At 72.1% G+C, this 11,019-nt stretch carries 8 protein-coding genes; 5 read left to right on the forward strand and 3 right to left on the reverse strand.

Going from position 1 to position 11,019, the window contains the following annotated elements; translation table 11 throughout:
* Positions 1-103 precede the first annotated feature (103 nt).
* From AB0M29_RS10200 to AB0M29_RS10210, 3 genes are all read left to right on the forward strand, one after another.
* Positions 104-1,333: an acyltransferase gene (locus tag AB0M29_RS10200; RefSeq protein WP_365381628.1), complete on the forward strand. Its 1,230-nt coding sequence runs from the start codon at positions 104-106 to the stop codon at positions 1,331-1,333.
* A gap of 216 nt (positions 1,334-1,549) precedes the next feature.
* A complete protein-coding gene (locus AB0M29_RS10205) occupies positions 1,550-3,832 on the forward strand; it encodes an MMPL family transporter (RefSeq protein ID WP_365381947.1) in 2,283 nt (760 codons plus the stop codon).
* A gap of 123 nt (positions 3,833-3,955) precedes the next feature.
* Complete coding sequence (locus tag AB0M29_RS10210) at positions 3,956-4,966, forward strand: sigma-70 family RNA polymerase sigma factor (protein ID WP_365381630.1); 1,011 nt, start codon at positions 3,956-3,958, stop codon at positions 4,964-4,966.
* Here AB0M29_RS10210 and AB0M29_RS10215 read toward each other — a convergent pair.
* Complete coding sequence (locus AB0M29_RS10215) at positions 4,904-5,248, reverse strand: hypothetical protein (RefSeq protein ID WP_365381631.1); 345 nt, start codon at positions 5,246-5,248, stop codon at positions 4,904-4,906. The genes AB0M29_RS10210 and AB0M29_RS10215 overlap by 63 nt on opposite strands.
* 374 nt (positions 5,249-5,622) lie before the next feature.
* Between AB0M29_RS10215 and AB0M29_RS10220 the strand changes: the two genes are divergently transcribed.
* Entirely contained in the window at positions 5,623-6,486 is an 864-nt protein-coding gene (locus tag AB0M29_RS10220) for an aminoglycoside phosphotransferase family protein (protein ID WP_365381633.1), read from the forward strand.
* Positions 6,487-6,529: 43 nt separating this feature from the next.
* Here AB0M29_RS10220 and AB0M29_RS10225 read toward each other — a convergent pair whose 3' ends face one another.
* Positions 6,530-7,243: a 3'-5' exonuclease gene (locus tag AB0M29_RS10225; RefSeq protein ID WP_365381634.1), complete on the reverse strand. Its 714-nt coding sequence runs from the start codon at positions 7,241-7,243 to the stop codon at positions 6,530-6,532.
* 113 nt (positions 7,244-7,356) lie between these two features.
* Entirely contained in the window at positions 7,357-8,586 is a 1,230-nt protein-coding gene (locus AB0M29_RS10230; protein WP_365381948.1) for an SAV2148 family HEPN domain-containing protein, read from the reverse strand.
* 259 nt (positions 8,587-8,845) lie between these two features.
* Here AB0M29_RS10230 and glgX point away from each other — a divergent pair, with 259 nt between their 5' ends.
* Positions 8,846-10,981, forward strand: a complete 2,136-nt coding sequence (glgX, locus tag AB0M29_RS10235; RefSeq protein WP_365381636.1) for a glycogen debranching protein GlgX — start codon at positions 8,846-8,848, stop codon at positions 10,979-10,981.
* Positions 10,982-11,019 lie beyond the last annotated feature (38 nt).

Consider the following 11,019-nt stretch of genomic DNA (forward strand, 5'->3'; position numbering starts at 1 on the left):
TTTCTCCACGCTTTTGCATGCCCTTGGGGGCAGCGGGCAGGGCACCACGTGTCCTCTGCGCCGCACGGGGGCAATCGCCCCCGACGCGAGGAGGACCGGCACGATGGCCACGATCGACCAGCGGGAGATCGAGCACGCGCGGACCCGGAAGCCGGTCCGCGTGCACGATCCGCTGCCCCCGTCGCCGCTGCCGTCCCCGCCGACGTCCCCCTCGTCCCGCACGACACCGCCGTCCCTCCCGTCGGCCGCGCGGCCCGCACCCGCAGCCCGGCAGGGCGAGCGGCTGGCGGCGCTCGACGGGCTGCGCTTCCTCGCCGCGCTCGTCGTGGTCTTCTTCCATCTCGTGGGCCAGGTGCCCGCCACCTTCCAGCGGATCTGGGGGCGCCCGTACCAGGAGGTCTTCCCCGTCGCGCACAGCTACTTCGCCTTCGGGCGGCTCGGCGTGGAGCTGTTCTTCGTGATCAGCGGGTTCGTCATCGCCATGAGCGGCTGGGGGCGCTCGCCGCGGGACTTCTTCATCGCCCGGGTCGCCCGGCTGTACCCGATGTACTGGATCGCGGTCCTGCTCACCGCGCTGTTCCTGACCACGGTCGACACCCCCTTCGGCCAGCCGGCGCTGCGTACCGTGGTGGCCGACATGACCATGCTGCAGACCCCGCTCGGGGTGTCCGACCTGAGCGCGGTGTACTGGACGCTCTGGCCGGAGCTGTGCTTCTACCTGATGTTCGCCGTCGTCGTGTGGCGCGGGGTGAGCTACCGCCGGGTGGTGCTGTTCTGCGGGGCCTGGACGGTCGCCGCGGTGCTGGCCCCGGCCGCGGACAACCCGCTGATGACGACGCTGGTGAACCCGGTCTCGGCGCCGTACTTCATCGCCGGTCTGGCCTTCCACCTGATGTACCGGTTCCGGCCCTCGCCGCTGCTGTGGGGCATCGTGGGCATGTCGTGGCTGCTCGCCGTGCAGTTCCTGCTGGCGTCCAGCGGCGGGCGGATCGACTGGCAGGAGTGGTCGCCGAACAAGGGTGCCCTGGTGCTCGCGGTCACCGTGATCTTCGCTCTGGTCGGCGCGGTCGCGCTCGGCTGGACCCGCCGCATCACCTGGCGCTGGCTGGGCACCGCGGGCCGGCTGACCTTCCCGCTCTATCTGATCCACTACAGCGTGGGCATCTGGCTGGCGAACACCTTCGGCCGGCGGATGGACCCGTGGCTGCTGGTCGTCGGCAGCACCCTCGCGTTCATCGCCCTGAGCTACGTCCTCCAGCGGTACGCCGAACGCCCGCTGGCCACGGTGGTGCGGCGCTCGCTGCGGTCGGCGGCGTGGCGGGGCCCGGCGTAGGAATGCGGTGCGTGTAGGGGGCAACTGCCCGGCCATGGTGGGGTTGACCCCACCCCTGAGGGGGAGAACACCCTCCCCGAAGTCACCAGCAGGCCGGATGGGTCGGTACCTCCGCCGACCGTAGCGTCATGGGTGACAGAGCGGCCGGACGCCGCCACCCATGACGATCTTCGCAAGGGGGACACCGTGAGTCGCGCACGCGCACACGGCAGCAGGATGGGCATCGCGGCGGCGATGGGCAGTTGGAGCGCGCGCCATCGCTGGGCGGCGGTCGGCGGCTGGATGCTCTTCGTCATCCTGGCCATGTTCATCGGCCAGTCGGCGGGCCGCGTCGACGTCGACGAGGACCGGGCGATGTCCGGCGAGGTCAGCCAGGCCGCCACGATCAACGACGACGCCGGGCTCAAGGGCGCGGCGAGCGAGATGGTGCTCCTCCAGACGAAGGGCGCGGGCAAGGCCACCGATCCGGCCTTCCGTGCCGCCGTCACCGATGTGATGTCGGCGGTCAAGGGCACCGGCAAGGTGACCGCGGTGACCTCGCCCTACGCCACCAGGACGATCTCGGCCGACCAGCACTCCGCGCTGGTGCGGTTCGACATGCTCGGCGACAAGGACGACGCGTCGAAGCAGGTGGATCCGGTGCTCGACGCGGTGAAGGCCGCACAGGGGCGCCATCCCGACCTGCGGATAGAGGAGTTCGGCGACGCCAGTTCGCAGAAGGCGGTCAACGACGCCTTCGGCAGCGACTTCGCGACCGCCGAGTACTCCGCGGTGCCGGTGGCACTGGGCATCCTGCTGGTGGCGTTCGGCGCCCTGGTGGCGGCCCTGCTGCCGGTGGCGCTGGCGATGACGGCCTTCCTGGCCGCGGGCGGTGTGGTGGCGATGGTCAGCCACTCGGTGCCGATGAGCGACACCGCCAACTCCGTGATGCTGCTGGTCGGTCTGGCCGTGGGTGTCGACTACTGCCTGTTCTACCTGCGCCGCGAGCGTGAGGAGCGGGCCGCGGGGCATGACCCGCAGACCGCGCTGAAGATCGCCGCCGCGACCTCCGGACGGGCGATCCTGATCTCCGGTGTCACCGTGATCGTGGCCATGGCGGGCATGCTCTTCACCGGCATCGGCGACTTCAAGGCCATGGGTGTGGCCACGATGATCGTCGTCGCCATCGCGATGTTCGGTTCCGTCACCGTGCTGCCCGCGCTGCTGTCGCTGCTCGGCCACCGGGTCGAGAAGGGCCGCATCCCGTTCCTGAACCGCCGCAAGAAGGCCGCCGCCGGCCGCCCGGCCGACAGCAGCAGCCGCTTCTGGCGGGCCGTGCTGCGGCCGGTGCTGCGCAACCCGAAGGCCGCCGTCATCATCGCGGGCGGCGCGCTGCTGGCCATCGCGCTCCCGGCGTTCGGCATGAAGTCCGCGAATCTGTCGATGCAGCAGGAACTGGGCGACAGCCTGCCGATCATCCAGACCTACGAGCACATCAACACGGCGTTCCCCGGCGGTCCCGACCCGGCCCATGTCGTCCTGAAGGCCGACGCGATCAACGCCCCCGCGGTCAAGAAGGCCATCGCGGAGTTCCGCACCGAGGCGGTCTCCTCCGGCGCCAGCAAGGGCCCGGTGACGCTCACCGTGCACAGCGCGCAGAACGTGGCGCAGATCGACGTACCACTGGCGGGCGGCAGCGACCGCGCCAAGGCGGAGGCCGACCTGCATCTGCTGCGGGACCACGTACGCCCCGACACGCTCGGCAAGGTCGACGGCCTGCAAGCGCCGATCACCGGTGAGACCGCCGGGTCGATGGACTTCGCCAACAAGATCACCAGCAGTGTGCCGCCGGTCTTCCTCTTCGTGACCGTCTTCGCCTTCCTGCTGATGCTGCTGTCCTTCCGGTCGCTGACCATCGCCCTGACCTCGATCGCGCTCAACCTGCTGTCGGTCGGCGCCGCCTACGGCATCCTGACCGCGGTCTTCCAGCACGGCTGGGGCGCGTCGCTGGTGGGCGCCACCGGCACCGGCGCGGTGGCGGCCTGGCTGCCGCTCTTCCTCTTCGTGATCCTGTTCGGGCTGAGCATGGACTACCACGTGTTCGTGGTCTCCCGGATCCGCGAGGCCCGGATGCGCGGGCTGACCACCAAGGGCGCCATCGAGCACGGCATCACCACCACAGCGGGCGTCGTGACCAGCGCCGCCGTCATCATGGTCGCGGTGTTCGCGATCTTCGGAACGCTGTCGATGCAGAGCATGAAGCAGATGGGTGTCGGCCTGGCCTTCGCGGTCCTGATCGACGCCACGATCATCCGCGGGGTGCTGCTGCCGGCGGTCATGTCGCTGCTGGGCGAGCGCAACTGGTACCTGCCGCGCTGGCTGCACCGGCTGCCCGACATGACGCACGACGAGTCGGCGCTGCCGCAGCCCCCGGCCGCCGCCCCGGCCCCGGTGCACACCGGCGGATACGGCGAGCCGTACCCGGGCGGCTACCCCGGCCAGGTCAGGGACCGCGTCTGACCGGCCACCGCACCGCCTGAACACCCGCGCGAGCACGGCGCCGCCCCCTCCCACCCGGGACGGGGGCGGCGCCGTGCCGCCGTATCCCGGCCGTTGTCGGTGGGCGGCCGTAGTGTGGGATCCGTGACCGTACGAGACAGCGCCAGCAACGGAACCGTCGCCGCGGACGAGGTGGAGCTGCGGCTGGAAGCACACCGCGTCGAGCTGACCGGGTACTGCTACCGGATGCTCGGCTCGGTGTTCGAGGCCGAGGACGCGGTGCAGGAGACCCTGGTGCGCGCCTGGCGCTCCCACGGCGGCTTCGAGGGGCGCTCGTCGCTGCGCTCGTGGCTGTACCGCATCGCCACCAACGTCTGTCTGGACAGCCTCAACGCGGGCAAGCGCAGGGCCCGCCCGATGGACCTGTCCCCGGCCTCGCACGCGGACGCGGCGCTGCCCGCCATGTCGCCGGAGAGCATCTGGATCGAGCCGGTGCCCGACGTCCGGGCGCTGCCGTCGGCGGGCGACCCGGCCGATGTGGTGGTCGCGCGGGAGACGATCAAGCTGGCGTTCGTCGCCGCGCTCCAGCACCTCCCGGCCCGGCAGCGGGCGGTGCTCATCCTGCGCGAGGTGCTGGCCTGGAAGGCGAGCGAGACCGCGGAGCTGCTGGGCACGTCGGTCGCCTCGGTGAACAGCGCGCTGCAGCGGGCCCGCGCCACGCTCGGCGCGGCCGGGGTGAGCGCCACGGCGCCCGCCACCGCGCCGATGGACGAGGACCAGGAGAAGCTGCTGGCCCGCTATGTGGACGCCTTCGAGCGGTACGACCTGGACTCGCTCACCAGTCTGCTGCACGAGGACGCCACCATGCAGATGCCGCCGTTCCCGCTGTGGCTGCGCGGCCACGCCGATATCCGCGCCTGGTTCCTGGGCACCGGCATAGGCTGCCGTGGCTCGCGGCTGGTCCCGGCCGCGGCCACGAACGGCTCGCCCGCCTTCGGCCAGTACCGCCCGGGCGCCGAGCCGGGCGCCCCCCGGCAGGCGTGGGCGCTCCAGGTGCTGGAGATCTCCGACGGCCGGATCACCGGCCTGCACTCATTCCTCGACACCGAGCGGGTCTTCCCGCTCTTCGGCCTCCCACTCGAACTCCCCGCCTAGCCCGGCGCGTTCGAGCAGCTCGCGCAGTGCGGGAGCGGCGCCGTACAGCCGTACGGCGTGTCCGGTGCGGCGGGCGGCCAGCCGCAGCCGCGACAGCGCGGCGACGGTGCGCAGCCCGGCGGGCAGCCCGCGCACATCCAGCTCCACCACGGCGGGGGGGCGCGCTGACGCGGCGTCGGGCGGCCCGGGCGCGCTCAACTGCCGGGCGGCACCCGCCGGTTCGGGTCCGCCCGGCCGGTCCGGATCGCCCGGGTCCGCCGGTCCTGGGGCCGCGGCCGCCATCCCTGTCCCCCACTCGTCGTCGCGGAGCCCGCCACCGGGCCCCCTGGATACCGACCGGCCGGACGGCCGCGAATCATCGCTCCCGGCGAGTGCGATGTGCGGGCGGCGCCTTCTCGGTGCCGTCTCGATCCGGCCTCGGCGCCCCCTCGATGCCTCCCTCGCCCGCCCGTGGCGCGTATTCAGGGCGCATTCCCTGTCCCCACCGCGCGAACTGGGGGCGTGCGGATGCGAGACTTGCCATGTCTCGCACGGGTGTCCGATGACCGTGGCATATGCACGGCGGAAGACGGCACGTCGGCGGGGCGGCGCGCGCATTGACGGCACCACGGGTACGGCGGTACGGAACAGCAAGCGTTTACGGCGAAGGGGTCGGTATGGCGGACGCGGTGTTCACGCAGGACCGGGCACGGGCGGTACTGGACGCCGCCGGGCATCCCGAGGCCGATCTGCTGGCCTTCGGGGAGAACGCTGTCTTCGCCGCCGGGCGCCTGGTGATCAAGATCGGCCGCAGCGCCGACCTGCTGGACCGCGCCCGCCGCGAGGTGCGCACCGCCGACTGGCTGGCCAAGCACGACATCCCCGCGGTCCGCTCCGCGGAGTCCGAGGTGCGGCTGGTGCACGGACACCCCATCACGTACTGGCAGCGGCTGCCCGATCCGCTGCGGCCCGCGGAACCCGCCGACGCGGCGCCGCTGCTGCGGCTCGTCCACGCCCTGCCGGAGCCGGACTTCGGGCTGCCGCCGCGGGATCTGCTCGGCGGTGTCGAGCGCTGGCTGCGGATGGCCGGCGCCGCCATCGACCCGGCGGACGCGGCCTATCTACGGGAGCGCAGGGACGGCTTCGCCACCGCCGCGGCCGCTCTGGTCCCGCATCTGGGCCGCGGCCCGATCCACGGCGACGCGCTGCCCCGCAACATCCACATCGGCCCGGACGGCCCGGTCCTGGTCGACCTGGAGACCTTCTCCTCCGACCTGCGCGAGCACGACCTGGTCGTGCACGCGCTCAGCCGCGACCGCTTCGGCGGCACCCCGGCCGCCTACGACGCCTTCACCGCCGCCTACGGCTGGGACGTCACCGAGTGGGACGGCGCCGATGTGCTGCGCGGCGCCCGCGAGACGGCGAGTTGCGCCTGGGTCGCCCAGCGCGCGCCCGCCAGCCCGGCCGCGCTCGCCGAATTCCGCCGCCGGGTCAACTCGCTGCGCACCGGCGACAGAACGGTCCGCTGGTACTCCTTCTGACCCCGCCTCACCGTCCGCCCGGCTCCCCCGCCGGGCCGCACTGCTACGACGCCACGGCCGCCCGCAGCGGCCAGTCCCGGTCGACCCCCGCCGCGTCCGCCGAGCCCTTGCGCCGCAGCCAGTCGGCGAAGTCCTCGGCCCAGGCGGCGTACCAGCCGGTCTGGGAGCTGTGCAGGTCCCACAGATCGGCCTCGGCGGCCTCCGGGTAGCGGACGGCGAGGGCGCGGGCCACCCGCACGGCGGCCAGCGCGTCCGCGCCCGCGTCGTGAGCGCCGTCCAGCACGACCCCGTAGACCGCGCAGGCGGCCTCCAGGGTGCGCTTGCCGCGCCGGAACTTGTCCAGGGCCCGGTCCATCACCAGCGGGTCGATGACGGGCCCTGGACGGGCCCCTGGGGCCGCCAGCGGCGGCAGCGCGTACCGCCGCAACTCCTCGTCCAGAAGGGTGAGGTCGAAGGGCGCGTTGTAGACGACGACGGGCACTCCCGCCGCCCAGTAGCCGCGCAGCGCGTCGGCGATCTCGGCGGCCACCTCGGCGGCCGGGCGCCCGTGGGCGGCCGCCCGCTCGGTGGTTATGCCGTGGATGGCGGTGGTCTCCGCCGGGATGGGGACGCCGGGGTTGGCGAGCCACGACCGGTGCCGGACCGGCTCACCGCTCTTCACCTCGGTCACCGCGGCGGTCACGATCCGCGCCTGGCGCGGGTCGGTGCCCGTGGTCTCCAGGTCGAACCCGACCAGCAGCTCCTCGTGCCATCCCATGGCGAACGTCCCTTCCCACCCAAAGTCCCCGTACCCCCGTGTGCTCTGCCATCATGGCGGGCACCACTGACAGTCCCGTGCCGGGCACCCGCCGGCCGGGCCGCGGGGACCGCTCAGGACACCGGCCGGGAGTCGGCCCAGATGCCGTCGAACTCCTCGCGGTAGACGTCGAACAGACCGCTCTCCGCGGGGCGTTCGCCGTCCACCACCCGGCGGGAACCACCGCGCAGCAGGATCACCGGCACCTCCATGCCGCGGGCCCGCCGCAGATACGTCTGGACGACCGCCAGGCCGTCGGCGGTGTCGCCGTCGACCAGATACGCCGTGAACCGCGGGGTCTCGTCGAAGACCTGGATCTCGAAGGCCGCCGGGTCCCGCAGCCGGGCCCGTACCCGCCGCATGTGCATGATGTTCATCTCGACGGACCGGCTCAGCTCGCCGCGGCCGAGGCCCAGTTCCCGCTCCCGGCGGCGGATCGTGCTGCTGGCCGGGTTGAGGAAGGCCAGCCGTACCCGGCAGCCGGACTCCGCGAGCCGGACCAGCCGCCGCCCGGAGTAGTTCTGCACCAGCAGGTTGAGGCCGATGCCTATCGCGTCCAGCCGCCGCGCCCCGGCGAACAGGTCCTCCACCGGGAGCTGCCGCTGCAGCCTCACCCGGTCGGGGTAGACGCCGATGACGTCGGCGTAGCGGTCGGCCACCAGGTCCTCGACGGCGTCCACCGGCAGCCGCTGCGCGGCGGTGCGGGCGGGCCCGGCGCCCAGCAGCTCCAGCAGCCGGGCGGCGGCCCGCTCGGCCTGGTCGAGCACGGTCCTGGACAGCGCCCGGTTGCGGGAGACGACGTGCCGGGTCACCTCCAGCTCGTCGAGGGCGAGTTCGAGGTCCCGGCGGTCGTCGAAGTACGGCTCGAAGCACGGCCAGTGCTGGACGACCAGTTCGCGCAGCTGCGGCAGGGTCAGGAAGCTCAGGACGTTGTCGTCGGCGGGGTCGAGCAGGAACCCCTTGCGGCGGCTGACCTCCCGTACCGCGACGGCCCGCTGCACCCACTCGTGCCCGGCCGGGCCCGCCGCGGCGACCACCCACTCCTCACCGTGCACTGGCTCGTAGATCGGGCGCAGCACGGCGTTGACGACGGCGCGCAGGCGCTGTTCGACGAGGTTCAGCCAGACGTATGCCCGCCCGGCCCGGGTGGCGCGGGTGCGCACCTCGGCCCAGGCGTCGGCGCCCCAGTCCAGTTCCGCTCCGATCTCCAGCGGTTGGGTGAGGGTCACCGCACCGGGCAGGCCCTCACCGGCGGCCGCGTCCGCGACGTGCGGGTCCCCCTGCTCACCGCCTCCCGGGAGCATCAGACCTCCGGACGTCACCACGACACCGCCTCCCACCCCCGTCCACGATCAAGGAAGGGTACTGCGGTGCGGGGGGCGTCGCAGCCCTGTTGACCCTACTTGACTACTAGCGGAAAACCTCACCACGCTTGCGGTCGCTGCCTGTTGTGGCTACGTCACCGTGGGGTGGGCCAGGTGGGAGGATGCACTTTCGGCAACGAATCTGGCCGGATGCGCGGCCGGGCCGCGTGATCCGGTCCGGGAGTGGAAGAGTCACCTCATGCAAGTCTGGCCGGGTCAGTCGTATCCCCTCGGTGCCACCTTTGACGGCGCGGGCACCAACTTCGCCGTCTTCTCCGAGGTGGCGTCACGAATCGAGCTGTGTCTGCTGCACGACGACGGCTCCGAGACGGCGGTGGAGCTGCGGGAGGCGGACGCCTTCGTCCGGCACGCCTATCTGCCCGGGGTGATGCCGGGGCAGCGCTACGGCTTCCGGGTGCACGGGCCGTACGATCCCGCGCGCGGCCACCGCTGCAACTCCGCGAAGCTGCTCCTCGACCCCTACGCCAAGGCGATAAGCGGTTCCATCGACTGGGACGAGGCGGTGTACGGCTACCGGTTCGGACAGCCGGACTCCCGCAACGACCTGGACTCCGCCCCGCACACCATGACCTCGGTCGTGGTCAACCCGTACTTCGACTGGGCGGACGACCGCGCGCCGCGGATCGACTACCACCGGACCGTCATCTACGAAGCCCATGTGAAGGGTCTGACGATGACCCATCCGGGGCTTCCCGAGGAGATCCGCGGCACCTACGCGGCGCTGGCGCACCCGGCGGTGATCGGCCATCTGGTGGAACTCGGGGTGACCACCCTGGAACTGATGCCGGTGCACCAGTTCATCCAGGACCACCGTCTGGTCGACGCGGGACTGGCGAACTACTGGGGTTACAACACCATCGGATTCTTCGCGCCGCACCACGCGTACGCCTCGCTGGGCGACCGCGGCCAGCAGGTGCTGGAGTTCAAGACGGCGGTGCGCGCGCTGCACCGGGCCGGGATCGAGGTGATCCTCGACGTGGTCTACAACCACACCGCGGAGGGCAGCCACCTCGGCCCCACCCTGTCGCTGCGCGGCCTGGACAACGCCTCGTACTACCGGCTCGGCGGCGACAAGCGGTACTACACGGACACCACGGGCACCGGCAACAGCCTGCTGATGCGCAGCCCGCACGTGCTCCAGATGATCATGGACTCGCTGCGCTACTGGGTGACCGAGATGCACGTGGACGGCTTCCGCTTCGACCTGGCGGCCACCCTGGCACGGCAGTTCCACGAGGTGGACCGGCTCTCCTCCTTCTTCGACCTGGTGCAGCAGGACCCGGTGGTCTCCCAGGTGAAGCTGATCGCCGAGCCGTGGGACGTCGGCGAGGGCGGCTACCAGGTGGGCAACTTCCCGCCGCTGTGGACCGAGTGGAACGGCAAGTTCCGCGACACCGTACGGGACCTGTGGCGCGGGGAGAGCGCCACGCTCGCCGAGTTCGGCTCCCGGCTGACCGGCTCGTCCGACCTCTACCAGGACGACGGCCGCCGCCCGCTGGCCTCGATCAACTTCGTCACCTGCCACGACGGCTTCACCCTGCACGACCTGGTGTCGTACAACGACAAGCACAACGAGGCCAACGGCGAGGGCAACCGGGACGGCGAGAGCTTCAACCGGTCCTGGAACTGCGGCGCCGAGGGGCCGACCGACGACGCCGAGGTGCAGGCGCTGCGCGGCCGCCAGATGCGGAACTTCCTGGCCACCCTGATGCTCTCCCAGGGCGTGCCGATGATCTCGCACGGCGACGAGTTCGGCCGCACCCAGGGCGGCAACAACAACGCCTACTGCCAGGACAACGAACTGGCATGGGTGGCCTGGCCCGGCAAGCCGGGCGACGGCGGTCGGGACGACGACGCGCACCGGCTGCACGACTTCCTGCGCACCATGGTGTGGCTCCGCCGCGACCACGCCGTCTTCCGGCGCCGCCGGTTCTTCCACGGCCGCCCGGTGGAGGGCACCCACGACGAGCTGTCCGACATCGCCTGGTTCACCCCCGAGGGGCAGGAGATGGCGCAGCGGGACTGGCAGGCGGCGCACGCCAGGTCGCTGGTGGTCTTCCTCAACGGCAACGCGATCTCCGAGCCGGGCGCGCGCGGCGAGCCGATCACCGACGACTCCTTCCTGCTGATGTTCAACGCGGCGCGGCGCTCCCAGGAGTTCGTGGTGCCGGTCAACCACGGCAAGGAGTGGCAGCTCGTGGTCGACACCGGGGAGCCCGACGGGGTGCCGCCGGGCAGCGGGCGCAAGGTCAGGGCCGGCGACCGGCTGGAGCTGGTCGACCGGAGTCTGGTGGTGCTGCAGCGGCCCGCGTGACGCGGTGGGACGACAGGGCCGTTCCGGGGTAGGGAACA

This window comes from Streptomyces sp. NPDC051976 (assembly GCF_040680795.1).
GTDB lineage: Bacteria > Actinomycetota > Actinomycetes > Streptomycetales > Streptomycetaceae > Actinacidiphila.